This window comes from Sphingomonas sp. 3-13AW (assembly GCF_049311085.1).
Lineage (GTDB): Bacteria > Pseudomonadota > Alphaproteobacteria > Sphingomonadales > Sphingomonadaceae > Sphingomonas.
In genome coordinates this window covers 1-24,716 of record NZ_JASNVZ010000004.1, presented here as the reverse complement: position 1 = coordinate 24,716, position 24,716 = coordinate 1, and the positions used below count along the sequence as shown (strand labels likewise).

Sequence of the window (24,716 nt, the reverse complement as noted above, 5' to 3'; positions counted from 1 at the left end):
ATCTTGTGCACAATATGATGTTGTAGATGAGCGGGCGAAGGCTTAGCTTCTGTGTCCCCACGGAGACGCTAGATGACGCTTGCCCCCGCACCCGAGTTCCGCCCCCTGCACCCGGGAATGGGGGTGGCAGTGGCGGAGCGTACCTATCTGCGGCGCGTGCTGACGGACGAGGCGCTGGCGCTGCTCGATCGGGAGATTGCGCTCAATCCGGCCGACCCTGATCTGAAGCCCTGGCTGGTCGCGCTCAACAACAGCGGCGGCTTTACGGTTCGCCTGGACTCGAAGGCGGCGATGCGGGGCTTTGCGCCGCCGACCAGGTGGGAAAGCTGGGGCGAACTTGCTGCGCGCGTTGCTGAGGGCAATGCATCGCTACTCGCGCTGCCGGGACCCGATGGCCAGCCGCGCGAGCCGGATGCCGACGTGCGCGAGGCGGAGGCGAGCGGCTTGCGCGACCTGATCGCCAAGGGTGCGGTGCTGATGTCGGGACGGCATCTGCAGCAGGGCGACGCTGCCCAGATCACGCGCCCGCAGGAGGTGTTCACCAATTGCAGCACGGCCGCGACCTCCTTCGCGCTGTTCTACCTGCTGCTCAACGGGTCCGGCGTGGGGCGTTGCTACGACGATGACCTGATGCTGACGAATTGGGACAACATGCCCACCATCCGGGTCGTGCTCGACGATGCGCACCCGGACTTCGATCATTCGCAGCACAGTTCGGTGCGGGATGCGCGGCACCTGTATGGCAAGGGCGGAAACGTCACCTGGTTCACCGTGCCGGACAGCCGCGAAGGCTGGGCCGAGGCGGTCGAGATGCTGGAGATCATGACCTATCAAAAGGTCTTCAGCGACCGGCTGCTCGTGATCGACTTCTCGCAGGTGCGCGGGCGCGGCGAGCCGATCATGGGCATGCAGGGGCGGCCTTCGTCGGGCCCGGTCCCGCTGATGAACGCGTTCGAGAAGATCGCGAAGATCAAGGGTGCCGGCCTCGCCCCGTGGCGGCAGACGCTCTACATCGACCATTATCTCGCCGAGCCGGTCCTGGTGGGCGGGGCGCGCCGTGCGGCGCGCATGTCGACCAAGCACTGGTCGGACCTTGACGCCGTCGAGTTCATCGAGGTCAAGCGGCCGATCGAATATGACGGGCTGTCGATGGAAGAGGTCGTGGCGCTGCGCCAGCAGAGCGCGTTCCCGCCGATGGCATTCCTGTGGTCGAGCAACAACAGCGTGACGGTGGATGCCGACTTCTGGCGGCGCGTTGCGCTGGAACCGGGGCATCCCGAGTATAATGCGCAGCTCAGCCGGCATGCGCGGGCGGTGTTCCGGCGGGGGGCCGAATGCGCCTATGGCGACGGCACGGGCGAGCCGGGCTTCATCAACGAGGACCTGCTGGTCAAGAACGATGCCGGGCTCGACGCGCCCGCGTTCCGTCGAGGCGACTTCGTCGGATCCGAGCGGTATCAGGTCCAGGACGATACGCGCATGTACCTGGCGCGGCTGGCGCGGATCGTCGCGTCCAAGAGCAACGGCTATATCGTCAATCCCTGCGGCGAGATCGTGTTGAGCGTGCTCGGCGCGTTCTGCGTGATCGCGGATGTGGCGCCGTTCCACTGCGACACGCTGGAGGAGGCGGATGCCTCGGTCCGGGCGGCAGTGCGGGCGCTGATGCGCGTCAACCTGATGGACAGCCTCTATTCTGCAGAGGTGCAGCGGACGAACCGCATCGGCGTGGGGCTGACGGGCGTCCATGAGTTCGCGTGGAAGTTCTTCCGGGTGGCGTTTCGCGATCTCGTGGCGCCGGACTTTGCCGGCTATCATCGCGCCAAGGCAGAAGACGCGGAGCATGTCGAGGAGGCGATCCTGGAGTACCCGCCGGCGATCCGGGCGGCGGCGTTCTGGGACACGCTGGGTGCGCTTTCCCGGGCCGTGCACGACGAGGCGACCGGCTATGCCGGGAAGCTGGGTGTCGGCGTGCCGCACACGATGACGACGATCAAGCCGTCAGGGTCGGTTTCCAAATTGTTTGGCCTGACGGAGGGCTGGCACCTGCCGTCGATGCTCCATTACCTGCGCTGGGTTCAGTATCGCCACGACGACCCGCTCGTCGCCGAATATGCGGCGCTTGGGTATCCCGTGCGCACGCTGGAGACGTACAAGGGCCACACCATCGTCGGCTTTCCGACGTCCCCGACGATCGCCGAGCTCGACGGCATCGAGAGCGAACTGGTGACGGCAGGTGAGGCCAGCATGGAAGACCAGTTCGCATGGCTGCGGCTGGGCGAGCGGTTCTGGCTGGAAGGGTTTGACACGGTCGAGCATCTCGCCGGCGCCAAGGCGCTGCCGGCCTATGGCAACCAGATCAGCTACACGCTGAAGTACCGCCCTGCGGAAACGGATTTTGCGACGTTCGAGGCGATGCTGCGCGCGCATCAGCCGGGTGTGCGGGCCTGTTCGGTAATGCCCCAGTCCGAAGACCTGACCGCGTACGAGTATCTGCCGGAGCAGCCGGTCTCAAAGGCGGAGTTCGAAGGGATCGCGCGCGCCATCCAGCGGTCGACGATGTCCGAGGACATCGGGCGCGAGCATCTAGATTGCGCGGGCGGTGCTTGCCCGATCGAGTTCCGGGACGAGGGCAAGCAGGCAGCCTGAGGCCGCGCTCCCGACCGAACGGCGCCCGCCGCTGACTCTCGCGCCGCCTCCCGCCGCGCCTTGGCGCGTGCGGGAGGCGGGTACCGTCAGGCGGCGGGCTCGACCGCTACGTTGTCGATCAGGCGGGTGTTGCCGATGCGGGCGGCGGCGAGGAGGCGCATCGGGCGGTCGGCTGCGGGCTCTCCGAGCGTCTCTGCATCGACGAGTGCGACATAGTCGATCTCGAACCCGGCCTGGATGAGCATGTCGCGGGCCTGGGCGAGCGCCTCATCCGCGGAGCCACCCTTTTCCAGCGAGCGTGCCGCGATGCCGAGGGCGCGTGGGAGCGCGACGGCGCGCTGGCGCTCGTCGGGATCGAGGTAGAGGTTGCGGGACGACAGGGCGAGGCCGTCGTCGTCGCGCTGCGTCGGCACGCCCAGCACTTCGACGCCCAGATCGAGATCGCGCACGAGGCGGCGGATGACCGCCAGCTGCTGGAAATCCTTTTCCCCGAACAGGGCGATGTCCGGGCGGACCTGGCCGAGCAGCTTGGCGACTACGGTCGCGACGCCGTCGAAATGCCCCGCGCGGTGGGCGCCCTCCAGGATATCGCTGACGCCGGAGACCGAGACGGCAGTGGCGAAGCCGCCGGGGTACATTTCCTCGACCGGCGGCATCCACAGCACATCGGCGCCCGCGTCTGTCAGCATGCGCGCATCCTGCATCTCGCGGCGCGGATAGCGGGCCAGATCCTCGTTCGGGCCGAACTGGATCGGGTTTACGAAGATCGACACCACGACGCGCTGCGCGCGCAGGCGGGCGGTTTCGACGAGCGCGATGTGCCCGGCGTGAAGCGCCCCCATGGTCGGGACGAGCGCAATGCTCTCCCCTGCGGCGCGGAATGAAGCCAGCGCGTCGCGAAGCGCGTCGAGCTGACGGATGGTTTGCACGGCCCCAATGCCTCCGGTAAGAATGAGAAGGCGGCCTTCTATGGGGGTGCCGCCACGGGATCAACACCATGGCACCAGCACCAGGGCACCAACAGGGGATAGAAGGCACCTTGAGCACGGCCTCAAACGGATTGCACGTGATCGTGTTCGCCAACGAAAAGGGCGGCACGGGCAAGTCGACGACCGCGGTTCATGTCGCGATCGCGCTGGCCGCGCGGGGCGCGCGCGTGGCGGCGTTCGACCTGGACCATCGCCAGCGTACGCTGGGGCGCTATCTCGACAATCGCGCGGAGACTGCGCGGCGGCTGGGCAACAGCCTGCCGATGCCGATCCATGCGACGCATGACGGTGAGAGCATGGACTTCTTTACCGACACGCTGGAGCGTTTGTCGGAAGAAGCCGATTATGTGGTGATCGACACGCCGGGTCGCGACGATCCGTTCGCGCGGATCGCAGTCACCAATGCCGACACGCTGGTGACGCCGATGAACGACAGCTTCGTCGACTTCGACCTGATCGGCCAGGTGGATCCGGAGACGTTCAAGGTCACCCGGCCGAGCTTCTATTCCGAGCTCATCTGGGAATCGCGCAAGCACCGGGCGCGCGCCGACGGATCGACGATCGACTGGGTCGTGCTGCGCAACCGGCTGCAGCACATCGAGGCGCGCAACATGCGCCGCGTGTCGGAGGCGATCGAGCAGCTGTCCAAGCGCGTCGGCTTCCGAGTGATCCCGGGGCTTTCGGAGCGGGTGATCTATCGCGAGCTGTTCCCCAAGGGGCTGACCATGCTGGACAGCCGGGAGTTCGGGGCGATGGGCCTGAGCCACGTCGCCGCGCGGCAGGAACTTCGCGAGATGATGGCCGGGCTGGCGCTGCCGGACCCGGCGCTTCCCTCCGCCGCGGCGTGATGCTGAAGTTCATTCTTATCATCGCGGCGCTGGTGGGGCTGTGGCTCTACCTGCGGCCGCGCAAGCCGAAGCTGTCGGGCGAAGCCGAGGCGCGGCAGGTGCTGGGCGTCGGCCCGGATGCCGACGAGGCGACCATCCGCGCCGCGCACCGGCGGCTCGTCGGTGCCGTGCATCCCGACAGGGGCGGCTCGGCCGACCTTACCCGACGGGTGAACGCTGCGCGCGACACGCTGCTCGGGCGGCTGCGGAATTGAACTTTCGGTCGCGCCGGGCGATCTGAGACTAGCGTTTCCCAGGAGATTTTCATGAGCCACGTCTTCGACCCTACCTCGCTGCGCGAATATGACATTCGAGGGGTGGTCGGCAAAACCCTGGGAACGGCAGACGCCAACGCGATCGGGCGCGGCTTTGCGACGCTGGTGCGCCGTGCCGGCGGCACCCGCGTTGCGGTGGGCCGCGACGGCCGCGTGTCCTCGCCCGAGCTGGAGGCGGCGCTGGTCGCTGGCCTCACGCAGAGCGGCGTCGATGTGGTGCGCGTCGGTCTGGGGCCGACGCCGATGCTCTATTATGCCGAGGCGACGCTTGAGGTCGACGGGGGCATCATGATCACCGGCAGCCACAATCCGGCCGACTACAACGGCTTCAAGATGGTGCTGCAGCACAAGCCCTTCTTTGGCGAGGACATCCAGAAGCTCGGCCAGATGGCTGCAGAGGCGGATTGGGACGAGGGCGAAGGCGCCGTCAGCGACTATGATATCGTCGACAATTATGTCGGCCGGCTGATGGCAGGCTATGCCGGCGGGGCGTACCGGATCGGCTGGGACGCGGGCAACGGATCGGCCGGCCCCGTGATCGAGAAGCTTACCAAGCTGCTCCCAGGCGAGCACCACCTGCTGTTCACCGATGTCGACGGCCGCTTTCCGAACCACCACCCGGATCCAACCGAAGAAAAGAACCTGGCGGCGTTGAAGCAGCTGGTGGCCGACAAGAACCTCGACTTCGGGCTCGCGTTTGATGGCGACGGCGACCGGATCGGTGCTGTCGACGGCACCGGGCGGGTGATCTGGGGCGACCAGTTGCTGGCGATCCTTGCAGAGCCGGTGCTGAAGGAATTGCCGGGCGCGACCATCATCGCCGACGTGAAGGCGAGCCAGGCGCTGTTCGACCGCATCGAGGAACTGGGCGGCAAGCCGCTGATGTGGAAGACCGGCCACAGCCTCATCAAGACCAAGATGCGGGAAACCGACGCGCCGCTCGCCGGCGAAATGTCGGGCCATATCTTCTTCGCGCACGACTATTACGGGTTCGACGACGCGCCCTATGCAGCGGTGCGGCTGATCCGCGCGGTGCACATGATCGGCAAGTCGATGACCGAGATCCGCGGCGCGATGCCGAACATGATCAACACCCCGGAAATGCGCTTTCAGGTCGACGAAAGCCGCAAGTTCGCGGTGGTCGACGAGATCCTGGAGCGGCTGGAAGCGGCGGGTGCCGACGTCAACCGCACCGACGGCGCGCGGGTGAACACGCCCGACGGCTGGTGGCTGCTGCGCGCGTCCAACACGCAGGACGTGCTGGTCGCGCGGGCGGAGGCCAAGACCGAGGAAGGCCTCGCCCGCCTGATGGCGCAGATTGACGAGCAGTTGGCGCTGAGCGGGCTGCAGCGTGGGGCGCAGGCGGCCCACTGACCGTGTGAAGCCGGGGCGCGACGTCGCCCCGGCCCCGCCATCGCGGGACATCCGCGCGGCAGTTTAGCGGCCGCATGGGGTGGCAATTCGCGGCCGGCTGCCCCATTTCGGCGCAATGGCTTCCCCCCAGATCGTTCGCGTCATCGACCTCGAGACCACCGGCAACGCGCCGCCGCTGCATGGCGTGTGCGAGATCGGCTGGCAGGACGTCGCGCTGGGCCCCGACGGGCGCTGGGAACTGCTGGGCGAGGGTGGCTCGCAGCTCGTCAATCCCGGGCGCATGATCCCGCCCGTCACCCAGGCGGTGCACCACATCCTGGACGAGCAGGTCGCCGATGCCCCCTATTGGCACGACGTTGCCCGGCGGGTGCTGGATCCCTATCCCCGGCGGGTCGCGCTGGCGGCGCATCGTTCCGACTTCGAGCAGAAGTTCTGCACCGCGCCGCTGACGCATGGCGCCGACTGGATCTGCACTTGGAAATGCGCGCTTCGGCTGTGGCCGGAATCGCCCGGCTTCTCCAACCAGATGCTGCGCTATTGGCGGCGGCCGCAGGGCATGGAGCATGAGCGGGGCCTGCCCGCGCATCGGGCGTTCCCCGACGCCTATGTCACCGCATTCCACCTGCGCGACATGCTGAACGAGGCGAGCATCGCCCAGCTGATCGAATGGTCGAACCTGCCGGGCCTGCTGCCGCGGGTGCGCTATGGTCCCGATCGCGGGCGGGAGTGGACAGAAATCGACGACGATTCGCTCGACGGGTTCCTGTCGGACCGGGACGAGGACGTGCGCTACACCGCGGAACAGGAACTGGCGCGGCGCCAGAGCGGCGGGGCCGTCGGCCGCACGCGCGAGGACTGGCTGCTGCTCTAGCGGCGGCCGCCGAGGAGCGCGCGGGTCCCCTCGAGCGCGACGCCGTAGACCATGTGCGAGGCCAGGCCGTAGCCCTGGCTGGCGAGGGATGCTTGCCACGGCGCCGCGCCGAGCCCGGCGGCCGGAACCGCGGTTTCGTCGAACAGAATGGAGGTGACCAGGCCATAGGCGCCGCCAAAGCCGCGCCGCGTCGTCGGCCGGTATTCGGCAAGCACGCCATAGATGCCGCCAAGGGCTGCCCCGACGACATAATGAACCGTCCGGCCGGCAGCAGCCCGGTGGCGATCAGGTACGGGATGCCCGGTCGCGGCCTTGCTGACACGGTCGGCGGCCTTCACCGTCGCCGGTTCCGCATCGTCGTCCGAGGGAACGAACCGTGCGGCTGCGGCCTGAAAGGCTGCCATCGCGGCCGAGGCGACGACGCCGGCAGCGATGCCGGCGAACAGGCCCAGGAGCGGCCGGGGTGCGGTGTTCGCCATGCGCTGTCCTTCTCTTTCAGCCCCGCACCCAACGAGCGGCGAGGCGAACTGCTCCGCGGACTTAATAGTGAATGCGCTCTGCCTTCAGATTGTGCGCGGCGAGCTTGGTCTGGACGCTGTCCTTGCCGGCGAGATGCCCGGCGCCGACGGCGACGAAGACCGTGCCCGGCTTTGCCATCCGGTCCGCGATCCAGTTGGCCCAGCGAACGTTGCGATCGACCAGCAGGATCCTGGCGATTTCCGGCGTGGCCTTGAGGCCCTCGTTCATCGTCTCGGCAAGCGCGTCCGTGTCGCCCTCGGACCATTGGGTCACCATCTTGCCGATTTCTTTCTCGGCCTCGGGGAGCTGCTTCACAGTGTCGGCGAGGAAGGCGATCTGCGACTTCTCGGACAGGCCGTCGAAATAGCCGAACTGTTGTTCGAGGGTCTCAAGCCCGGTCACGGGCTTGCCCGCCTGCTTGGCGGCGGCGGTGAGCGCCTGTTCGGTGCCGCTGTTGGGATCATAGCCAGCCTTCACCAGCTTGAGCACCGACAGGTTCGTCGCCGCGAACCAGGGATCGAACCGGTCAAAAGCCGCGGCCGGGACTCCAAGGTCGGCGAGCGCCGCAAGATAGGCCTTGCGGGTATCGGCGGGCAGCTTCTGCTCGAGCCCCGGGCCGGTCGGGTTGATCGCGGTGGCGACCAGCGCCTTTTGCACCGTCTCCGGATCGGGAAGGACGATCTCCTGTACCAGCTCGTCGCTCGCGTCGAAGGCGGTCTTCACAGCCTCGTCGAACCAGCTGAGGCCGGGCTTGAGCAGGTGGATGGTGCCGAAGAGATAGATGGTCGTGTCGTCGTCCTTGACCACCCACAGCGCCGGATCGGCGTCTACGGTCGCGGCCGCCGCCGCCGCCGCCGGGGCGGGTGCCGGGGCCTGTTGCGCGGCAAGCGGCATCGTCCAGGCGGCGAAGGCGAACAGGCCGGCGGTACGCAGCAGGATCTTGATCATCGGTTTCTTATCCTTGGAGCAGGCATGCGTTGCGCCCGAGCGGGCCGCGGCTGTCAAGCGTTCGGAGCGGTTTCCGCCGCCTGTGCGTAGCGGCGAGCGATGACCGCGCAGGCGAGCAGCTGAAGCTGGTGGAAGATCATCAACGGGAGGATGAGCGCGCCTACCTGGGCCGCCGGGAACAGGACGCCGGCCATCGGCACACCCGAGGCGAGGCTCTTTTTCGAGCCACAGAAGAGGATCACGATCTCCTCTGCGCGCGCAAAGCCCAGCCGGCGGCTGATCGTCCGGGTCGCCAGCAGCACCACGGCGAGCAGGAGGCAGCAGACCGCGATCACCAGCGCCAGCTGCCACGCCGGAACGCGGTGCCAAAGCCCCTCGATCACCGCTGCGCTGAAGGCCGTGTAGACTACCAGCAGGATCGAACCCCGATCCAAGCTGGTGACCAGTGGCTTGTGGCGTTCGATGAAGCCGCCGACCAGCGGACGGGCGAAATGGCCGAGGATGAAGGGGAGGAGCAGTTCCAGCGCGATCTGTTCCATCGCGGCAAGGGAATCGCCATTGCCGCCCGAGACACCCATGAGCAGCGCGACCAGGAGCGGGGTCACGAAGATACCCGCGATGTTGGAAAGCGAGGCGCTGCACACCGCCGCCGGGACATTGCCGCCGGCAATGGCCGTGAAGGCGATCGACGACTGCACCGTCGAGGGGAGCAGCGTCAGGAACAGCAGGCCCTGCACCAGGGCCGGCGACAGGAACCAGGACGAGCCCCCCGCCACCACCAGGCCCAAGGCGGGGAAGAGGAGGAAGGTGGCGGCGAGCACCACCAGGTGCAGGCGCCAGGCCGTGATCCCCGCGACGATGGCCGCGCGCGACAGCTTGGCGCCGTGGAGGAAGAACAGCAGCGCGATCGCAATCTGTGTGAGGATACCGAAGGCGTCGGCCGCTCGACCGCGGCAGGGAAGCAGGCTCGCCAGCACCACGGTGCCGATGAGCAGCATGCTGAAGGTGTCGATCGCCGACGTGAGGCGGCGCAGAAGCGGCGGAGGAGACGTCATCGCCAGCCTCGTACCGGAAGACAGGACGCCCGCCGAGAGATTGTTGCCGAACGAAGATATACGAACCAAACAGGTACAAAGTACTTGACATCGTCACGCTCATATGGCACATAGCAGGAACGCTGAGGAATTGCGGGCGGGGCTGGTGCCGGGGGCGCCGGCCCCGCTCGCGTTCAGGGGGATGTGCGATGAGCAATCGGATCGTGGCTGGATCGGGCAGCACGGCTTCCTCGACCAAGCGGCTGAGCAGCAAGGAGGAAAGCGGCTTCCTTAACCATCTGGCGGCCACCGGCAGCGTCGAACTGGCGGCCCAGGCCGTCGCGATTGCGCCGCTCGACGCCTATGCCGCGTGCCGCACCAATGCCGGCTTTGCGCAAGGGTGGCGGGCGGCTCTGCGGGTTGGATATGATCGGCTGGAAGCGATGCTGATCGAGCGAACCGCCGCGGTGCTGGCCGGGGATGCGAACGGGCCGTTGGAAACACCCGACGTGCTGTTCGCGCTGCGGTTGGTCGACCGTCACCGGGACATGGACCGGCCAGAGGGCAAGGCGCTCAAGCCGTCTGCCGTGGCCGACAAGACGGATGCTGCGATCCTCAAGCGGCTGGCGATGCTCGGCAAGCGACAGGCGGCAGAGGAAGCGCGCGCCCGGCAGGCGCAAGGGGGAGGCGATGCGTGACCCCGGCGGAAAAAAGGGACTTTGCGATGCGGGCGCTCGCCCGTGCCGATCCGGAAACGCAGGCGGCGACGCTGGCGGCATTGTCGCCGGAGCAGCGGCGCGAACTGCTGGAACGGTGGGAACGGTGGGCGCACGCCGGACAGCTGCCGGGCGTGGAGGACTGGCGGATCTGGATGATCCTGGCCGGGCGCGGTTTTGGTAAAACACGGGCCGCGGCCGAATGGGTGTCGGCATTTGCGCGTTGCCATCCGGGCGCGCGGATCGCGCTGGTGGGGGCAACACTGGACGACGTGCACCGGGTGATGATCGGCGGCGAGGGCGGCCTGCAGGCGAGTGCGCGTGAAAGCGAACCGACGTTGCTGAAGTGCGGCGTGCTGCACTTTGCATCGGGAGCGATGGCCTTTCCCTATTCGGCCGCCGCGCCCGGGAAGCTGCGCGGCCCGGAGCATCATGCCGGCTGGTGTGACGAAATCGCCAAATGGCGCGACGGAGACGCGGCCTGGGACAATCTGATGATGGGTTTGCGGCTGGGGGAGCAGCCGCAGCTGGTGGTGACCACGACGCCCAAGCCGGGCACCCTGCTGCGGCGGGTGCGCACTTTGCCGGGGGTGCATGAGACGCATGGGCGCACCGCCGACAATCCGCACCTGCCAGCGAGCTTCGTCGAGGCGATGACGGCGCACTATGCCGGAACCAGGCTGGGGCGGCAGGAACTCGACGGCGAACTGCTGGAAGACGTGGCCGGTGCGCTGTGGACGCGCGCGCTGATCGAGCGGTGCCGGGCGGCGGTAGCACCGGAGCTGGTGCGGATCGTGGTCGGCGTCGATCCGCCGGCCAGTGCGGAAGGCGACGCGTGCGGCATCGTCGCCGCGGGCGTGGCCAGCGACGGGCGCGGCTATGTGCTGGAGGATGCAAGCGCCGCCGGGCTGACGCCGGACGGGTGGGCGCGGGCAGTGGCAGCCTGTGCGGCGCGGCACGACGCGGATCGCGTGGTTGCGGAGGCGAACCAGGGCGGCGCGATGGTGGAGACGGTGCTGCGCACTGCCGAGGCGGCGTTGCCGGTGCGGCTGGTGCATGCGTCGCGCGGCAAGTCCGCACGGGCCGAACCGATCGCGGCGCTCTATGAGCGCGGGCGCGTGGCACATGTCGGCGCCTTCCCCGAGCTGGAGGACGAGTTATGCGGCCTGGTGGCGGGAGGCGGCTATGAAGGGCCGGGCCGGTCGCCGGACCGCGCCGACGCGCTGGTCTGGGCGATGGACGAGCTGATGCTGGGCCGGCGGGGGCCAGCCTCCGTGCGGGGGTTGTGAGCCCCGGCTCAGGTAAACAGCGACAGGAACAACAGTACGAAAGCGGCGGCACACACGCTGCCGCCGACGGTGAGGTGGCGGGCAGCGGAGCGGGCGAAGGGCTCTCCACCGGCGGGGCGGACTTGCTCGCGGCGGATGCGCCAGCCTGCCCAGACGAACATGCCGCCCAGCCAGAACAGCATCAGCGATGCAGGGAACAGGGCGAAGTGTGCGCTTTGCGGCATCTGACTCTCCTAGACGGAGGAAGCTAGCATGAAATGGTTCGGCAGGAAGAGCCTGGAGACGGGCGTCGACGGGCGCAGGCCGGCGCTGTCGGCATCGGGCGCGATGTCGGCACTCGGCAGCTGGCCGACCAGCTACGAAGCGCAGGTGCGCGCGGGCTATCTGGAGAATGCGATTGCACAGCGGGCGGTGCGGATGGTCGCCGAGGGCGCGGCGGCGGCGCCGATCACGGGAGCGGACCCGGAACTCGTGCGGCTGGTGACGCGACGATCGGCGGGGCAGGTGCTGATCGAGACGATTGCGGCACAGCTGCTGCTGCACGGCAACGCCTTCGTCCAGTTGCTCGAGAACGGCCGCGGGGGCGTCGGCGAACTCTATGCGCTTCGCCCCGAGCGGGTGACGGTGGAGCCCGATGCCAACGGTTGGCCGGTGGCGTTCCGCTATCGGGTGGGAGGGCAGGTGCAGCGGCTGGCCGCGGAGGATGCCGCCGGACGGGCGGCGGTGGTCCATATCAAGGCGTTCCATCCGCTTGACGACCATTATGGCCTCGGCTGCCTGGGCGCGGCGGCGGGCGCGATCGCGGTCCACAATGCGGCAGCGCGATGGAACAAGGCGCTGCTGGACAATGCGGCCCGCCCTTCGGGTGCCCTGGTGTACGATCCGGGGGACGGCGGCGTGCTTTCGCGCGACCAGTTCGATCGATTGCGGGCCGAGATGGAGGCGGCCTTTGCGGGTGCCGCCAACGCGGGGCGGCCGATGCTGCTGGAGGGCGGGCTCAAGTGGCAGGCGATGAGCCTGACGCCGGCGGACATGGACTTCAACGGGCTGAAGGCACAGGCGGCACGGGAAATCGCGCTCGCGTTCGGGGTGCCACCGATGCTGCTGGGGCTGCCTGGCGACAACACCTACGCCAATTACCGTGTGGCGAACCGGGCGTTGTGGCGGTTGGCGATCCTGCCGCTTGCGGAGCGGATCCTGGCGGAACTTGGGCAGGGGCTGGCCGGCCACTTCGCCGATGCGGGGTTGGCGGTGGATCTCGACCGGGTGCCGGCACTGGCGGAGGACCGGGAGCGGCTGTGGTCGCAGGTCAGCAGCGCGGAGTTCCTGACGCGCGAGGAGAAGCGGGCCATGGTCGGCGTCGGGCCGATGGTGGGCGCCGGGCTTTAGATCGGTGCGCCCCGAGGGCGCGCGGGTCGGGAGGGCTAGGGCGTCTGCGGCGGGCTGCACACCATCGTGGTGCGGTCGAACCGGCCGCCCTGCTCCGCGCATTGCTTGCCGCGCACGAAGGGCAGCACGAACGCGATCGATAGCAGGGCCGCGAGCGCGGCGAACAGGACGATGCGAAGGCGGCGGGGCATCTCCGGCGACTATCAGGTGGAGGCGGCAATGGACAATGCACAGGTGCTGGCGCAGCTGATGGGCCAGGCGCGGCAGGACGGCGCCGACCTCGCGACGCTGCGCGCGATCGTGGAGGAAGCGGGCGAAGACGGCGCGATGCGGGCGCTCACCCGGCTGGGGCTGGAGGATGCCGCGGCCGGCGCGGACATGAAGGAGCTGCGCGAACTGCTCGCCGCATGGCGCGATGCGAAGCGATCGGCCGCGCGCGCCGCGATCGGCTGGGTGGTGCGGATGTTGCTGGCGCTGGTGCTGGTGGGCGTGGCGGTGAAGACCGGCTTTGGCGCGTGGGTGCGATGAGCGTGCGCTTTGCCGGCTATGCCGCGATCTTTGGCGTGCCGGATCGGGGCGGCGACGTGGTGCGGCCGGGCGCGTTTGCCGGGGCCGGGCCGGTCCCTCTGCTGTGGCAGCACGGTGGCGCGCCGATCGGGCAGATCGAAATGCTGGCCGAGGACCGCCGCGGACTGCGCGTGATCGGCCGGGTCGAACTGCCAGAGCTGGCGCTGCAGGTGCAGCAGGGCGCGATCGGCGGACTGTCGTTTGGATACCGGGTGCAGGGGGCGCAGCACGGGCGCTGGCGCGAACTGACGCGGCTGGATCTGGTGGAGGTGAGCCTGGTGCCGGTTCCGATGCAACCGCTGGCGTGGGTGCATGCGGTGGCGCCGGGCTGAGCGCTCAAGACCCTGGTGGAGTGGTGAGGACGTCCCGGTCGGCGCGTCCTTTTTCTTTTGTGGGAGACGGTAATGATCGAGACAAAGGCAGACGCGCTGGAAGCGAGCTTCGCAGGCGTGGAGGGCGCGGGAACGCCGGCGGTCCGTCCGATGCTGGCGGGGGCTGCGCTCCGTCCGAGCGGTGCGGCGTTCGAGGGCTTTGTGCGCAGTGGCGCCACCCTGGAGATGAAGGCGTTCACCGGCATGACGGGCGAGGCGGGCGGCTATGCGGTGCCGACCGAAATCGACCGGCAGATCGACACGCTGCTGAAGTCGGCGAGCCCGATCCGTGCGATCGCCAACGTCGTGAAGGTCGGAAGCGCCGGCTATCGTAAGCTGGTGACGAGCGGGGGCACGCCTTCGGGGTGGGCATCGGAGACGGCGGCGCGGCCGGAGACGGCGACGCCGAGCTTCCATGAGGTATCGCCGCCGATGGGCGACCTCTACGCCAATCCGGCAGCGAGCCAGGCGATGCTCGACGACGCCGCGTTCGATGTCGAGGATTGGCTGGCCGGTGAGATCGCGGCGGAATTCGCGGCCGCCGAAGGGCAGGCGTTCGTTAACGGCACGGGCATCAACCAGCCCAAGGGGTTTCTGCGCCAGCCGGTATCGACCGCAGGCGATGCCATGCGCGGGTTCGGCACGCTGCAATATCTGCCAAGCGGCGCGGCGGGTGATTTCGGAACCGAGCCGCAGGACCGCCTCATCGACCTGGTGCAGAGCCTGCGCGCGCCATACCGGCAGGGTGCGGTGTTCGTGATGAATGCGGCGACCTCTACCCGGATCCGCAAGCTCAAGACCTCGGACGGTGCATTCCTGTGGCAGCCGGGGCTGGTGGCGGGGCAGCCGGACACGCTCCTGGGCTACCCCGTGGTGGAGGCGGAGGACATGCCGGACATCGCCGCGAACAGTGCGTCGATCGCGTTCGGCAACTTTCGGCTGGGGTACCTCATCGCCGAGCGGCAGGAGACGCAGATCCTGCGCGATCCCTATTCGAACAAGCCGTTCGTCCACTTCTACGCGACGAAGCGCGTGGGCGGCCAGGTCAGCAATTCGGAGGCGATCAAGCTGATGAAGTTCGCAGCGGCCTGAGCGGCCCTTCTCCGGCGCGGGGAGCCCCGCGCCGGACCTGTCTTCCTGCCCAACCACCACGGAGCTTCCCCATGGAGACGCCACCCATTCCGCAGGCGGCGATCGCTGCCGCCTGCGCTGCAGCCGCCGCCCATTTGCGCATCGGGGTGGTTCAGGAAGGGGCGGTCCTGGAGCAGGCGGCGGCCACCGCCTTTGCCGTGTGCGAGGCCTTCACCGGCCATGCGCTGATTGCGCGCGATTGGCAGGCGGTGGTGCCGGCGGCGGCGAGCTGGTCGCCGCTGCCCGTGCAGCCGGTGTTCGCGATCCATCGCATCGAAGGATTGCCGGCCGATGGCGCGGCCTTCCCCCTGCCGTCCGACAGCTATGCGATCGACCTAACTGCTGATGGTGTCGGCTGGGTGAAGGTGATGTTGCCCGGAAGCGCGGGCCGGCTGCGTGTGGGCTTCCGCGCCGGGCTGGCGGACGGATGGGCCAGCCTGCCGCCGCCGCTGTCGCAGGGCATCGTGCTGCTGATGGTGCATCTGTTTGCGAACGGCAGCGCGGGCGGGGAGCCGCCGGCGGCGGTGGCGGCCCTGTGGCGGCCGTGGCGGCGGATGCGGCTGGCACCGGAAGTGCGGCGATGAGGGTGCGGTTGCTGGAGCGGGGCGAGGCTGCGGGCGAGCGCGCAGTCGCCGCAGCGGTGCGGCGGATCGGCGAGGCCGCACGCGAGGGCGCGACGGGGCTGCCGGGCATTCACGTCGAAAGCGACGACGCGGCGGTCACGATTTCCGGGCGCGGGTTGTGGCGGCGGCGGATCGAGGATGCGCGGGTGCGCTGGCTGGGAGCGGAGCGGTGAGCGCGCAGACAGTTCTGGGCGAGGCGCTGGTCGCCGCCCTCCAGGCGCATGCCGGTGTTACGCGGCTGGTTACCGCAGTGTTCGATGCGCCGCCGGTGCGGGGTGCGAGGCCCTTTGCGGAGGTGGCGGAGTCGCTGCTGACCGACTGGAGCACCAAGGACATGGTCGGGCGCGAGGGCCGCATCGCGATCGTGCTCCGCGACGCTGGCGAGCGGCCGGTTCGCCTGCGCGAACTGGCAGGCGAGGTGGATGCAGCGGTCGAAGCCCTGCCGCGTGACCTGCCCGAGGGATGGCGGATCGCGAGCCTCGTGCCCGTGCGCAGCCGCATCGTGCGCGAGGGCGAGGGGCTGTGGGCCGGGACCAACGAATATCGGGTCCGCATGCTGCGGATGCAGTGACGAGGGAGGCAGAAACATGGCGGCGGAGAAGGGAAGCGCATTCCTGCTGAAGGTGGGCGACGGCCAGGTGCCGCCGGGCTTCACCACGGTGGCGGGACTGCGCACGACGGAATTGTCGATCAACGGCGAGGCGGTGGCGATCACCTCCAAGGATTCGGGCGGGTGGCGCGAGCTGCTGTCCGGGGCAGGGGTACGGTCGGTCAGCGTATCGGGGGCCGGCGTGTTCACCGGATCGTCGGCGGAGGCGCGGCTGAAGGCGAATGCGCTGGCCGGCACGATCGACGATTATCGGCTGAGCTTTGAAAGCGGGGAGACGATGACCGGGCGGTTCCTGCTGACCCGGCTTGAATATGCCGGCGATTACAATGGCGAGCGCAGCTACACGCTGGCGCTGGAAAGCTCCGGCGCGGTGGTGTCGGCATGAGTGGGGAAGGGGCAAACCCGGCGCGGGGCGAGGCGGAGCTTCGGGTGGCGGGCGAGCGGCTGGTGCTGCGGCCGAGCTTTGCCGCGCTGGTGGCGGCGGAGGACGAGCTGGGGCCGCTGTTCGCGCTGGTCGAGCGGGCCGCGGCGGGGAAGCTGGCGCTTAGCGAACTGGTCGCGCTGTTCTGGCACTGCCTGCGCGAGCGGCCGGAGGCGCTCACACGTGAAGCGCTGGGCGAGGCGGTGGTGGCGGGCGGCCTGGCGGCGGCGACGCCTCCGCTGCGGCAGCTGCTGGCACAAATTCTGGCCGGACGGTGAGCGAGCGCTTCGCTGATGTCGCGGTGCGGCTGGCGGGGTTTGCGGGGCTGTGGTTCGGCTGGAGCCCCGACACCTTTTGGCAGGCGACCCCGGCGGAGCTTGCGGGGCTGGCCAACGCAGCGGGCGGTGATGCGGGCACGGCGCCACCCGATGCGGGGACGCTGGCCCGGCTGATGGAGGCATTCCCCGATGGATGAGGAAATCGAGCGGCTGGTCGTTTCGGTGCGCGCGGACACCGCGGCGTTCGCGCGAGACGTGGCGGCGATGCAGAACAGCCTAGACGGCCCATTCGCGAGTGGCGTGGATCGTGCCGGGCGCGCGCTGGAGACAACGCTGGTGCGGGCAGTGCGGAGCGGCTCGCTGGGGTTCGAGGATCTGGGGCGGATTGCCAACCAGGTGCTCGGCGAGATTGCGGCGAACGCGGTTCGCAGCGGGCTCGACACGCTGCTGGGCGGTGCCGTCAACGGCGGCGGATTGCTGGGGTCGCTGGTAGGGCTGGTCTCCGGGGCGCCGGGACGGGCGACCGGAGGGCCGGTCAGCCCCCAGCGTCCCTATTGGGTCGGCGAGCGCGGGCCCGAACTGTTCGTACCGACCAGCAGCGGCAGTGTGACCGTGCCGCAGGCGGGCGGCGGGCGCGATGTGCGCATCGCGATTTCGATCAACGCAGGGTCGGGCGAGGCGCCGCGCGCGCTGGCGCAGTCGAGCCGGCAGGTCGCACGCGCGGTAAAGGCCGCGTTGATGGACATCGAGTGAGCGCGGGAGGACCTGATGGGATATTGGCTGGCGCGCGAGCGGACGGTTCAGACGGAGGACGTCCTCACGCGGTTCGATCCGCGGTTCTGGACGGTGAATTTCCCGCGGCCGATGATGGCTTCGGTCGTCTCCACTGCGGCGGACGCACTGCGGGTCGACGCCCTCTTCTACCGGGCGGACGATCTTGCCGGGCTGATCTGGGAATCCGAGGATCGGCATGACCACCCGCTGCTCGGCTATGCCACCCGGCGCGACTATCGCGAGTGCCGGCTGCGGTTCCGGTGGCGCTCCGGCGGGGTAGTGCCGCTCGACGCAGTGCATGGCCCGGTGCTGACGATCGAGGGACGCGACGCCAGCGGAGAACCCCGGTCGTGGTATGTGCGGCTGTGGAACCACGCCGTCGGATCCGCAGAGGATGCCGTGGTCGAGATCGACTTCGCCACCGTGACCGGCGGGTTCGAACTGCCTGCGGAGGCGGATCCGGTGTGGGCGGGCGATGTGGACCGGATGTTCGTCTCGCTGGTGGCGCCCGGCTACTCCGGCGCGGACGCACTGCTGCCCGCGCCGGCGGAAGGCTGGGTGGAGCTTTCAGAGATCGCCTGCGAAGGGCCGGATCCGGTGCTGGCGATCGGGTCCGTGATCGTTCCGGAGCATGGGCTGTCGATCGCGAGCGGGTATGACGACAGCTACCACCTCACGCCTGCCCGGTTGCTGCGCAACGCGCTCCACCTGGGGTACCGCGGCAACATTGTCCATTATGTCGGAATGAGCCATTATTTCCGGCTCGAGGCTGACGGCGGGGGGCTGTACGCCAGCCGCGCCGGCGGGGCGCTCAACCCGCCTTGTCGCGCCTGGCACCGCCACTTTGCCGCCGAGGCGAAGGCGCTTGGCTATGGCGTGATCTGGTCGCTTTCCTACGAACTGCTCGACCAGCATTGCTGGAGCGACTGGAAGCAGCGGGCGAGTGACGGATCACCGGCGCTGACCGGTTGGGAGCCACCGTCGGCATTGCTTTCGCCCGCGCACGGCGGTGCCATGGCCTATCTGAAGGCGGTGGCGGGTGCTTTCGTGCAGCTGGCAATCGAGGTGGGGTTGCCGGTTCGTTTCCAGGTGGGCGAACCCTGGTGGTGGGTGATGCCGGACGGGCGGCCGTGCCTGTACGATGCTGCGGCGCGTGCGGCACTTGATCCGATTCCCATCGCAACTGTCCGGGCGCCGCTGGATGCCGAACAGACGTTGCTGCTGGACCGGGCGGGCGCGGTGCTGGCGGCATCGACTGCCGCTCTGACGACGGCGGTGCGGGAGTTGGCGCCGGAGGCGGAGACGCTGCTGCTTGCGTATCTGCCGACGGTGCTCGACGTGGCTGCGCCCGAGCTCAAGCGTGCCAACCTGCCGATCGGCTGGGCCTGGCCGGCGTTCGACGTGCTGCAGCTGGAAGATTATGACTGGGCCGCCGCCGGCAATGTCGCGGCTACTGCGCGCGGGATCGCGGCAGCCGAGGCGCGGCTTGGTTACTCCGCGCGCCGCCAGCAGTATTTCGCCGGCTTTGTGCTCCGCCCCGAGGATGCCGGTCAATGGCAGGCGATCGAAAGCGCGGCGGAGGTCGCCCGGAAGCGCGGCGTGGCGGCGACCTTCATCTGGGCCCTTCCGCAAGTGATCCGCGACGGCTTCGTGCATTTCGACGATGGGGAGGATGCGATGCAGGCGTTCGATGACGTGTGCTTTCCGCTGGCATTGGGCCGGGAAGCGGAGGTGGCGCCGGAAATGTCGACTGCCATCGTCACCAGCGCGGGCGGGGTGGAGAAGCGCAACGCCGACTGGGCCGAAGCGCGCACCCGTTATGATGAGGGTCCGGGGGTGCGGTCCGAGGCCGACATTGCGATCCTGCTGGGCTTTTACCGCGCGCGGATGGGCCCCGCGCGGGCGTTTCGCCTGACGGACCCGTTCGACAACGCATCTGGTGAGCCTGTCAGCGCGACGGACCAGCCGGTCGGGATCGGTGACGGTGTTGCAACCCGCTTCCCGCTCATCAAGCGCTATGACGACGTAGCCCGGCGGATCACGCGACCTGTTCCAGGCAGCGTGCGGGTGGCCGTCGACGGGGTGGAAACCCAAGGCTTCTCCCTCGAACCAGGCGGGGTGGTAGCGGTGGACGTCGCGCCGCCGCCGGGCGCCGAGATCTCAACGGGCTTTCGCTTCGACGTCCCGGTCCGCTTTGCGGAGGACCGGCTTGTGGTGAACAGGGCAACATTCCTTGCGGGCGCGGCGCCTTCGGTGCCGCTGGTCGAGGTGCGCGAGGCATGAGTGCCCCGGACTGGCTACAAGGAGCGGTGACGACCATGGCGCTGTGCTGGCGGCTGGAGCGGCCCGATGGCATCACCATCGGGCTGACTGCCCATGATCGCGATCTTGCCATCGATGGTCTGCGCTATCGCGCCGCGCCCGGGATGACGCCGTCCGCGATCCGGCGCACCGACGGGCTTGATGGCGACAGCATGGATGCGAGCGGGCCGCTTTCGGGGGAGGCGATCCGGGAGGCAGACCTGCTCGCCGGCCGCTGGGATGGCGCGCGCATCCAGGTGTTCGCGGTCGACTGGGCGTCGCCGAAGGTGCCGCTGCTGTTGGGCGAGGGGACGCTTGGCGCGGTGGAGACGGGCGACGGCGGCTTCACCGCGGAGCTTCGCGGCGCCGCGGCCGCGTTGGAGCGGCCGGTGGTGGAGGAGACCTCCCCCACGTGCCGCGCGCGGCTGGGAGATCGACGATGCCGGGTCGCCATGGCCGGGCGGCGCCAGTTTGCGCGGGTGCTGGCGGTGGCGGGGCGCGTCGTCACGCTGGACCGCAGCGAGCCGACTGCCGATGCCTATGGTTCCGGGGTTCTTCGCTGGTTCGGCGGCAGCAATGCGGGCCTGGAAACGGCGGTGGCGGCTTCGGCGGGTGCGACCGTGACGCTCGAGCGGATCCCACCGATGCCGGTCGAAGCTGGGACGCTGGTGGAACTGGTGGAAGGTTGCGACGAGCGGCTGGAGACTTGTGCGAACCGCTTCGGCAACGCCGCCAATTTTCGCGGCGAGCCCTATCTGCCGGGGATCGACCTGCTGACCCGGTATCCCGGCGCATGACCGGCAACAGGCGTGTCGTGGCCGCGGCGCGGGCGGTCTTGGGCAGTCGGTTTCGCCTGCACGGCCGGGACCCGGCGCTGGGGCTTGATTGCGTGGGCTTGGTCGCGGTCGCGCTGGCGGCGGACGGCCATCAAGGCGGGATCCCCGCGGACTACGCCTTGCGTTCGGGCGATGCGGCGAAAGCCCAGGCGGCGCTGAAGGACGCGGGGCTGTTGCGGGTGGAGGGTGCTGAACCCGGCGACGTGCTGCTGCTGCGCGCAGGCCCGGAGCAACTGCACCTCGCGATCCTGAGCGAGATCGGACTTCTTCACGCGGATGCGATGCTGCGCCGGGTCGTGGAACGGCCGGGCAAGCCGCCGTTCGCGCTGTTGAGCGCATGGCGGTGGGAAGGGAGAGGCTGATGGCAACGCTGGTTCTCACAGTGGTCGGCGGCGCCGTCGGCGGGCCGATCGGCGCGGCCGTGGGCGCTGCGTTGGGGCGAAGCGTCGATGGCAGCCTGTTGTTCGGGAGCAAACCGCGGCAGGGGCCGCGGCTAACCGAACTGGCGGTTCAGACATCGTCGTACGCGACGCAGATTCCCCGGCTGTTCGGCAGGATGCGGGTGGCGGGATCCGTCATATGGGCAACCGACCTGATCGAGGCCCGCAGCAACGAAGGCGGGGGCAAGGGCCAGCCCGGCGCTACGCGCTACAGCTACGCCGCGAACTTCGCGGTGCTGATTTCGGGGCGGCCAATCCTGGCGGTGCGCCGGATCTGGGCCGACGGGAAGATGCTTCGCGGTGCAGCCGGGGACTGGAAGGCGCAGACGGGCTTCCGGTTGCACCTGGGTGGAGAGGAACAGGAGCCGGACCCGCTGATGGTGGCCGCAGAGGGCGTGGGGCTGGTGCCGGCGCATCGGGGCTGCGCCTATGCCGTGTTCGAGGGCCTACAGCTCGCCGACTTCGGAAATCGCATCCCGTCGCTAACGTTCGAGGTGGAAGCCGATTTTGCGCCGGTACCGCTGGGCGCGGTGGTCGAGGAACTGAGCGGGCGCGCGATCCCGGCGGGCGAGGGGGCGCTGCCGCTGATCGGCTATTCCGCGCAGGGCGATAGCGTGCGCGCTGCCGTGGAGGGGCTGCTGGCGCCGGCGGGATATTGGCTGGGCGCAGACGGCATATGCGCGGGCACTGGCGTCGCCACGGAGATCGCCGATGCAGGCGTCCGTCTCGAGGGTGACGGGGTAGCGCGCGGTGTGCGGGCGGTTGCGGCCAGCGACAGCGCGCCCGGCGAGGTCACGATCGGCTATTATGATGCATCCCGCGACTATCAAACGGGGGTGCAGCGCGCGATCCGTGCCGGCGCAACGGGACGGGCGCGACGGATCGAGTTGCCGGCGGTCCTGGAGCCGGAACGAGCGCGCGGCCTGGCGGCGAGTGCGGTGGAAGCACTGGACCTGGCGCGCGAGACGCGGCGGGTGTCGCTCGACTGGGGAGATGCTGCAATCAGGCCTGGCGATCGGGTGACGATCGCTTCCGAGCCGGGCCAGTGGCGGGTTCGGGGGTGGACGTTCGAGCGCATGGTTTTGAAGCTCGAGCTCAAGCGGATCGTGGACGCGCCCGTCTGCGCCCGCGCTGCGTCGAGCGGCCGCGCGAGCCTTGCGCTGGATGCGGTGCATGGGCCGACGCGTCTGACGGCGTTCGAGTTGCCGCCGCTCGACGGGAGCACCACCAACACCCCGCGTGTGGCGATCCTGGCCTCCGGCGACCTGCCGGGATGGCGCAGGGCCGCCCTTCTCGCGTCCGAAGACGATGGGCAGAGTTGGCAAGCGATCGGCAGCACGGCGGGGCCGGCGGTGCTGGGCAGGCTTGTCGGGGTCCCGGAGGGCGCGCCGGCGACGCTCGAGGATCGGCGCTCCACCATCGAAGTCGAGCTCCCGCACGACGCGGTCGGGCTGGCAGGCGCGACTGCGACGGCGATGGACCTTAGCGCAAACCTGGCGATCGTTGGGGATGAACTGATCCAGTTCGGCGAGGCGGTGCAGGTGGCGCCGCGTCATTGGCAATTGCGGCGACTCTGGCGGGGGCGGCGTGGAACCGAAGCGGCAATCGGCACGCAGCAGGTGGGCGATCGGTTCGCGCTCCTCCAGAAGGACAGGGTCTGCTGGTTCGAACCCAATCGTGTGGGGGAAGGCGTGCAGTTGAGGCTGCGCGCATCGGGCATCGGCGACGGCGAAGAGGGCGCGGCAGCGGCAGTTGCTGTGACAGGTCGGTCGCTGCGTCCACCATCCCCGGTGCACCTGCTTGCCGCTGTCCTGCCGGATGGGGCGCTGCAGCTACGCTGGGTGCGCCGGAGCCGCAGCGGGTGGTGGTGGCGCGACGGGATAGACGTGCCCCTGGCCGAAGATGTCGAAGCCTATGCAGTGGAGGTCGTCCGCGTCGGCGGCCCGAAGGCGAGTTTCACATGCTCGGCCCCGTCCTTTCGGGTTCCTCCCGATGTCGCAGCCGGGGCTGTGCGCATTGAGGTGCGGCAGACCGGCACCTACGGGGCATCGGAACCGGCGCTCGCTCTTCTCTCCTGACCGGAGGTTACTATGACGGATAGAACAGCTCGCTTCGCGCTGCCGATGCTTCACGCGGGACAGGCGCAGAAGGAGATGACGCACAACGAGGCATTGCTTGCGCTCGACATCCTTCTTCACCCTGAAGTGGAGGCAGTGGGACAGAACCACCCGCCTGAGGCGCCGTTGCCCGGACAATGCTGGATCGTTGGCGATGCACCGTCGGGTACGTGGGCAGGGCAGGAGGATCGGATCGCCGCCTGGTCGGAAGGCGGCTGGCGGTTCCTTCGCCCCCGTGACGGGATGTTGATGTGGAGCCGCGCAGAGGGGATGGCGGTGCGGCGGATATTGGGCGCGTGGGCAGTCGGCAGCCTGCACGGCACCGCTCTATTCTTGGGAGGGGCTCAGGTCGTCGGACCGCAGCAGCCGCCAATCGCAATGGCGACCGGTGGCACCCTGATGGATGTTGAGGCTCGGGCTACGATCGCGCATGTTCTGGACGCGCTTCGGGAGCATGGATTGGTCGCGCGCAACGCCTAATAACTGTTGCCGTTCCGCAACAGTGGTGGTTTTTGTTCGCTTGCGCGGAAACGAAGGCCGAAGTAGTGAGTTTGCGCTGTCCGTAGGACAACCATGAAAGGGGAATAGAATGCGGAAGCTTGCCGTCACATTGGCGCTCGCGACCACTGCGCTTTCAACTCCCGCCCTTGCACGCGACAACGCGTGGTATGTGGGCGTGGAAGGCGGCGCGATGATCGTCGAAGATATCGACTATGACCTGTCGACTCCGGCTGGTGGGACTTCCACCGTCGATCACGACTATGGTTATGACGTCGGTGGCTTCGTCGGTTACGATTTCGGCGCGTTCCGCGTCGAAGCAGAGGTCAGCTATCGTAAGGCTTCGCTCGATAGCTATCGTTCCACCACCGCAATTCCGGTCTACACGGCTGGCGGCGCTCTGACCACGGTCGGCGCCGGTGACTATGACGCAGGCGGCAGCACGTCGGCTCTGTCGTTCATGGGTAACGCCATGCTCGACTTCGGCCAGGACGACGGCGTGTCCGGCTTCGTCGGTGCAGGTGCCGGTGTCGCTCGCGTCAAGGCTAGCGATTATCGTCTGAACGAGAACGGCTCGTTCCTCGACGACTCTGACACCGTGTTCGCGTGGCAGGCAATCGCCGGCATTCGCGCGCCGCTGTCCGAGAAGGTCGACGTATCGCTGAAGTATCGCTTCTTCAACGCGGAGAACGTGAAGCTCGTCGACGTCGCAGGTCGTGGCTATGACGGTCGTTTCCGGTCGCACAGCATCATGGGCGGCCTGACCTTCAACTTCGGCGAACCGGCAGCACCGCCGCCGCCGCCCATGATGC

30 protein-coding genes are annotated in these 24,716 nt (G+C 68.8%); 24 read left to right on the top strand and 6 right to left on the bottom strand.

Annotation, left to right across the window (positions count from 1 at the left end):
- The first annotated feature begins 72 nt into the window (after positions 1–72).
- Entirely contained in the window at positions 73–2,646 is a 2,574-nt protein-coding gene (locus QP045_RS06560) for a hypothetical protein (RefSeq protein ID WP_422514171.1), read from the top strand.
- Positions 2,647–2,732: 86 nt separating this feature from the next.
- Here the strand turns inward: QP045_RS06560 and panC are convergent, their stop codons facing one another.
- The gene (gene panC, locus QP045_RS06555) at positions 2,733–3,575 is read right to left on the bottom strand and encodes a pantoate--beta-alanine ligase (RefSeq protein WP_422514170.1); all 843 of its coding nucleotides are present in this window, start codon (positions 3,573–3,575) and stop codon (positions 2,733–2,735) included.
- Positions 3,576–3,643: 68 nt separating this feature from the next.
- Here panC and QP045_RS06550 point away from each other — a divergent pair, with 68 nt between their 5' ends.
- The 4 genes from QP045_RS06550 to QP045_RS06535 all read left to right on the top strand — a co-directional run bounded on the left by QP045_RS06550 (position 3,644) and on the right by QP045_RS06535 (position 7,042).
- Positions 3,644–4,483, top strand: a complete 840-nt coding sequence (locus QP045_RS06550) for a division plane positioning ATPase MipZ (protein WP_422514169.1) — start codon at positions 3,644–3,646, stop codon at positions 4,481–4,483.
- Positions 4,483–4,737 (top strand): J domain-containing protein, encoded by a 255-nt coding sequence (locus QP045_RS06545; RefSeq protein WP_422514168.1) that lies wholly within the window; start codon positions 4,483–4,485, stop codon positions 4,735–4,737. The genes QP045_RS06550 and QP045_RS06545 overlap by 1 nt, the downstream gene beginning before the upstream one ends.
- Before the next feature lie 51 nt (positions 4,738–4,788).
- Positions 4,789–6,171, top strand: coding sequence for a phosphoglucomutase/phosphomannomutase PgmG (gene pgmG, locus QP045_RS06540; RefSeq protein WP_422514167.1), 1,383 nt, complete (start codon positions 4,789–4,791; stop codon positions 6,169–6,171).
- 115 nt (positions 6,172–6,286) lie between these two features.
- Positions 6,287–7,042 (top strand): exonuclease domain-containing protein, encoded by a 756-nt coding sequence (locus QP045_RS06535; RefSeq protein WP_422514166.1) that lies wholly within the window; start codon positions 6,287–6,289, stop codon positions 7,040–7,042.
- Here QP045_RS06535 and QP045_RS06530 read toward each other — a convergent pair.
- From QP045_RS06530 to QP045_RS06520, 3 genes are all read right to left on the bottom strand, one after another.
- Positions 7,039–7,521: a DUF1440 domain-containing protein gene (locus tag QP045_RS06530; RefSeq protein WP_422514165.1), complete on the bottom strand. Its 483-nt coding sequence runs from the start codon at positions 7,519–7,521 to the stop codon at positions 7,039–7,041. The two genes, QP045_RS06535 and QP045_RS06530, sit on opposite strands and share 4 nt — an antisense overlap.
- Positions 7,522–7,582: 61 nt before the next feature.
- The gene (locus QP045_RS06525; protein ID WP_422514164.1) at positions 7,583–8,509 is read right to left on the bottom strand and encodes a TraB/GumN family protein; all 927 of its coding nucleotides are present in this window, start codon (positions 8,507–8,509) and stop codon (positions 7,583–7,585) included.
- A gap of 53 nt (positions 8,510–8,562) precedes the next feature.
- A complete protein-coding gene (locus tag QP045_RS06520; RefSeq protein ID WP_422514163.1) occupies positions 8,563–9,564 on the bottom strand; it encodes a bile acid:sodium symporter family protein in 1,002 nt (333 codons plus the stop codon).
- Positions 9,565–9,752: 188 nt separating this feature from the next.
- On the opposite strand from QP045_RS06520, the gene QP045_RS06515 reads away from it, so the two are divergent.
- Both QP045_RS06515 and QP045_RS06510 read left to right on the top strand, forming a co-directional pair.
- A complete protein-coding gene (locus QP045_RS06515) occupies positions 9,753–10,241 on the top strand; it encodes a hypothetical protein (RefSeq protein ID WP_422514162.1) in 489 nt (162 codons plus the stop codon).
- A gap of 26 nt (positions 10,242–10,267) precedes the next feature.
- Positions 10,268–11,548 carry a DNA-packaging protein gene (locus tag QP045_RS06510; RefSeq protein ID WP_422514161.1) on the top strand — a complete coding sequence of 427 codons (1,281 nt, stop codon included), beginning with the start codon at positions 10,268–10,270 and terminating at the stop codon, positions 11,546–11,548.
- Between the two features lie 8 nt (positions 11,549–11,556).
- Here the strand turns inward: QP045_RS06510 and QP045_RS06505 are convergent, their stop codons facing one another.
- Positions 11,557–11,772 carry a hypothetical protein gene (locus QP045_RS06505; protein ID WP_422514160.1) on the bottom strand — a complete coding sequence of 72 codons (216 nt, stop codon included), beginning with the start codon at positions 11,770–11,772 and terminating at the stop codon, positions 11,557–11,559.
- Positions 11,773–11,800: 28 nt separating this feature from the next.
- Between QP045_RS06505 and QP045_RS06500 the strand changes: the two genes are divergently transcribed.
- Positions 11,801–12,937: a phage portal protein gene (locus tag QP045_RS06500; RefSeq protein WP_422514159.1), complete on the top strand. Its 1,137-nt coding sequence runs from the start codon at positions 11,801–11,803 to the stop codon at positions 12,935–12,937.
- Positions 12,938–12,972: 35 nt separating this feature from the next.
- Here QP045_RS06500 and QP045_RS06495 read toward each other — a convergent pair whose 3' ends face one another.
- Positions 12,973–13,128: a hypothetical protein gene (locus tag QP045_RS06495; RefSeq protein ID WP_422514158.1), complete on the bottom strand. Its 156-nt coding sequence runs from the start codon at positions 13,126–13,128 to the stop codon at positions 12,973–12,975.
- Between the two features lie 28 nt (positions 13,129–13,156).
- On the opposite strand from QP045_RS06495, the gene QP045_RS06490 reads away from it, so the two are divergent.
- From QP045_RS06490 to QP045_RS06415, 16 genes are all read left to right on the top strand, one after another.
- A complete protein-coding gene (locus QP045_RS06490) occupies positions 13,157–13,465 on the top strand; it encodes a DUF6127 family protein (protein ID WP_422514157.1) in 309 nt (102 codons plus the stop codon).
- Entirely contained in the window at positions 13,462–13,836 is a 375-nt protein-coding gene (locus tag QP045_RS06485) for an HK97 family phage prohead protease (protein WP_422514156.1), read from the top strand. The genes QP045_RS06490 and QP045_RS06485 overlap by 4 nt, the downstream gene beginning before the upstream one ends.
- 72 nt (positions 13,837–13,908) lie before the next feature.
- The gene (locus QP045_RS06480) at positions 13,909–14,967 is read left to right on the top strand and encodes a phage major capsid protein (RefSeq protein ID WP_422514155.1); all 1,059 of its coding nucleotides are present in this window, start codon (positions 13,909–13,911) and stop codon (positions 14,965–14,967) included.
- A gap of 71 nt (positions 14,968–15,038) precedes the next feature.
- Positions 15,039–15,590, top strand: a complete 552-nt coding sequence (locus QP045_RS06475; protein WP_422514154.1) for a head-tail connector protein — start codon at positions 15,039–15,041, stop codon at positions 15,588–15,590.
- Positions 15,587–15,802 carry a hypothetical protein gene (locus tag QP045_RS06470; RefSeq protein ID WP_422514153.1) on the top strand — a complete coding sequence of 72 codons (216 nt, stop codon included), beginning with the start codon at positions 15,587–15,589 and terminating at the stop codon, positions 15,800–15,802. The genes QP045_RS06475 and QP045_RS06470 overlap by 4 nt, the downstream gene beginning before the upstream one ends.
- Positions 15,799–16,200 (top strand): tail completion protein gp17, encoded by a 402-nt coding sequence (gene gp17, locus QP045_RS06465; RefSeq protein ID WP_422514152.1) that lies wholly within the window; start codon positions 15,799–15,801, stop codon positions 16,198–16,200. The genes QP045_RS06470 and gp17 overlap by 4 nt, the downstream gene beginning before the upstream one ends.
- A gap of 16 nt (positions 16,201–16,216) precedes the next feature.
- On the top strand, positions 16,217–16,624 hold the full coding sequence (locus QP045_RS06460; RefSeq protein ID WP_422514151.1) for a phage major tail protein, TP901-1 family: 408 nt from the start codon (positions 16,217–16,219) through the stop codon (positions 16,622–16,624).
- Positions 16,621–16,938 (top strand): gene transfer agent family protein, encoded by a 318-nt coding sequence (locus QP045_RS06455; protein WP_422514150.1) that lies wholly within the window; start codon positions 16,621–16,623, stop codon positions 16,936–16,938. Before QP045_RS06460 ends, QP045_RS06455 begins: the two co-directional genes overlap by 4 nt.
- The gene (locus tag QP045_RS06450) at positions 16,935–17,135 is read left to right on the top strand and encodes a phage tail assembly chaperone (protein ID WP_422514149.1); all 201 of its coding nucleotides are present in this window, start codon (positions 16,935–16,937) and stop codon (positions 17,133–17,135) included. The genes QP045_RS06455 and QP045_RS06450 overlap by 4 nt, the downstream gene beginning before the upstream one ends.
- Positions 17,128–17,691 carry a tail tape measure protein gene (locus QP045_RS06445; protein WP_422514148.1) on the top strand — a complete coding sequence of 188 codons (564 nt, stop codon included), beginning with the start codon at positions 17,128–17,130 and terminating at the stop codon, positions 17,689–17,691. Before QP045_RS06450 ends, QP045_RS06445 begins: the two co-directional genes overlap by 8 nt.
- Positions 17,692–17,706: 15 nt before the next feature.
- Positions 17,707–19,995, top strand: a complete 2,289-nt coding sequence (locus tag QP045_RS06440) for a phage distal tail protein, Rcc01695 family (protein WP_422514147.1) — start codon at positions 17,707–17,709, stop codon at positions 19,993–19,995.
- Positions 19,992–20,810, top strand: a complete 819-nt coding sequence (locus tag QP045_RS06435) for a DUF2163 domain-containing protein (protein ID WP_422514146.1) — start codon at positions 19,992–19,994, stop codon at positions 20,808–20,810. Before QP045_RS06440 ends, QP045_RS06435 begins: the two co-directional genes overlap by 4 nt.
- Positions 20,807–21,211 (top strand): peptidoglycan endopeptidase, encoded by a 405-nt coding sequence (locus tag QP045_RS06430; protein ID WP_422514145.1) that lies wholly within the window; start codon positions 20,807–20,809, stop codon positions 21,209–21,211. Before QP045_RS06435 ends, QP045_RS06430 begins: the two co-directional genes overlap by 4 nt.
- The gene (locus tag QP045_RS06425; protein ID WP_422514144.1) at positions 21,211–23,367 is read left to right on the top strand and encodes a phage tail protein; all 2,157 of its coding nucleotides are present in this window, start codon (positions 21,211–21,213) and stop codon (positions 23,365–23,367) included. The genes QP045_RS06430 and QP045_RS06425 overlap by 1 nt, the downstream gene beginning before the upstream one ends.
- A gap of 12 nt (positions 23,368–23,379) precedes the next feature.
- Positions 23,380–23,886: a DUF2793 domain-containing protein gene (locus tag QP045_RS06420; protein ID WP_422514143.1), complete on the top strand. Its 507-nt coding sequence runs from the start codon at positions 23,380–23,382 to the stop codon at positions 23,884–23,886.
- A 109-nt stretch (positions 23,887–23,995) separates the two neighbouring features.
- Positions 23,996–24,716 (top strand): outer membrane protein (locus tag QP045_RS06415; RefSeq protein WP_422514142.1); only part of this gene is annotated, 721 nt, incomplete at its 3' end.

What these genes read in the sequence shown, in the direction of transcription:
- QP045_RS06460 (WP_422514151.1), top strand. Translation starts at nt 16,217, where the DNA reads ATGGCGGCGGAGAAGGGAAGCGCATTCCTGCTGAAGGTGGGCGACGGC.
- QP045_RS06435 (WP_422514146.1), top strand. Translation starts at nt 19,992, where the DNA reads ATGAGTGCCCCGGACTGGCTACAAGGAGCGGTGACGACCATGGCGCTG.
- QP045_RS06535 (WP_422514166.1), top strand. Translation starts at nt 6,287, where the DNA reads ATGGCTTCCCCCCAGATCGTTCGCGTCATCGACCTCGAGACCACCGGC.
- QP045_RS06455 (WP_422514150.1), top strand. Translation starts at nt 16,621, where the DNA reads ATGAGTGGGGAAGGGGCAAACCCGGCGCGGGGCGAGGCGGAGCTTCGG.
- QP045_RS06440 (WP_422514147.1), top strand. Translation starts at nt 17,707, where the DNA reads ATGGGATATTGGCTGGCGCGCGAGCGGACGGTTCAGACGGAGGACGTC.
- QP045_RS06550 (WP_422514169.1), top strand. Translation starts at nt 3,644, where the DNA reads ATGGCACCAGCACCAGGGCACCAACAGGGGATAGAAGGCACCTTGAGC.
- QP045_RS06445 (WP_422514148.1), top strand. Translation starts at nt 17,128, where the DNA reads ATGGATGAGGAAATCGAGCGGCTGGTCGTTTCGGTGCGCGCGGACACC.
- QP045_RS06420 (WP_422514143.1), top strand. Translation starts at nt 23,380, where the DNA reads ATGACGGATAGAACAGCTCGCTTCGCGCTGCCGATGCTTCACGCGGGA.
- QP045_RS06495 (WP_422514158.1), bottom strand. Translation starts at nt 13,128, where the DNA reads ATGCCCCGCCGCCTTCGCATCGTCCTGTTCGCCGCGCTCGCGGCCCTG.
- QP045_RS06485 (WP_422514156.1), top strand. Translation starts at nt 13,462, where the DNA reads ATGAGCGTGCGCTTTGCCGGCTATGCCGCGATCTTTGGCGTGCCGGAT.
- QP045_RS06525 (WP_422514164.1), bottom strand. Translation starts at nt 8,509, where the DNA reads ATGATCAAGATCCTGCTGCGTACCGCCGGCCTGTTCGCCTTCGCCGCC.
- pgmG (WP_422514167.1), top strand. Translation starts at nt 4,789, where the DNA reads ATGAGCCACGTCTTCGACCCTACCTCGCTGCGCGAATATGACATTCGA.
- QP045_RS06510 (WP_422514161.1), top strand. Translation starts at nt 10,268, where the DNA reads ATGCGGGCGCTCGCCCGTGCCGATCCGGAAACGCAGGCGGCGACGCTG.
- QP045_RS06505 (WP_422514160.1), bottom strand. Translation starts at nt 11,772, where the DNA reads ATGCCGCAAAGCGCACACTTCGCCCTGTTCCCTGCATCGCTGATGCTG.
- QP045_RS06560 (WP_422514171.1), top strand. Translation starts at nt 73, where the DNA reads ATGACGCTTGCCCCCGCACCCGAGTTCCGCCCCCTGCACCCGGGAATG.
- QP045_RS06475 (WP_422514154.1), top strand. Translation starts at nt 15,039, where the DNA reads ATGGAGACGCCACCCATTCCGCAGGCGGCGATCGCTGCCGCCTGCGCT.
- QP045_RS06490 (WP_422514157.1), top strand. Translation starts at nt 13,157, where the DNA reads ATGGACAATGCACAGGTGCTGGCGCAGCTGATGGGCCAGGCGCGGCAG.
- QP045_RS06430 (WP_422514145.1), top strand. Translation starts at nt 20,807, where the DNA reads ATGACCGGCAACAGGCGTGTCGTGGCCGCGGCGCGGGCGGTCTTGGGC.
- QP045_RS06520 (WP_422514163.1), bottom strand. Translation starts at nt 9,564, where the DNA reads ATGACGTCTCCTCCGCCGCTTCTGCGCCGCCTCACGTCGGCGATCGAC.
- QP045_RS06425 (WP_422514144.1), top strand. Translation starts at nt 21,211, where the DNA reads ATGGCAACGCTGGTTCTCACAGTGGTCGGCGGCGCCGTCGGCGGGCCG.
- QP045_RS06515 (WP_422514162.1), top strand. Translation starts at nt 9,753, where the DNA reads ATGAGCAATCGGATCGTGGCTGGATCGGGCAGCACGGCTTCCTCGACC.
- QP045_RS06545 (WP_422514168.1), top strand. Translation starts at nt 4,483, where the DNA reads ATGCTGAAGTTCATTCTTATCATCGCGGCGCTGGTGGGGCTGTGGCTC.
- QP045_RS06480 (WP_422514155.1), top strand. Translation starts at nt 13,909, where the DNA reads ATGATCGAGACAAAGGCAGACGCGCTGGAAGCGAGCTTCGCAGGCGTG.
- QP045_RS06500 (WP_422514159.1), top strand. Translation starts at nt 11,801, where the DNA reads ATGAAATGGTTCGGCAGGAAGAGCCTGGAGACGGGCGTCGACGGGCGC.
- QP045_RS06470 (WP_422514153.1), top strand. Translation starts at nt 15,587, where the DNA reads ATGAGGGTGCGGTTGCTGGAGCGGGGCGAGGCTGCGGGCGAGCGCGCA.
- QP045_RS06530 (WP_422514165.1), bottom strand. Translation starts at nt 7,521, where the DNA reads ATGGCGAACACCGCACCCCGGCCGCTCCTGGGCCTGTTCGCCGGCATC.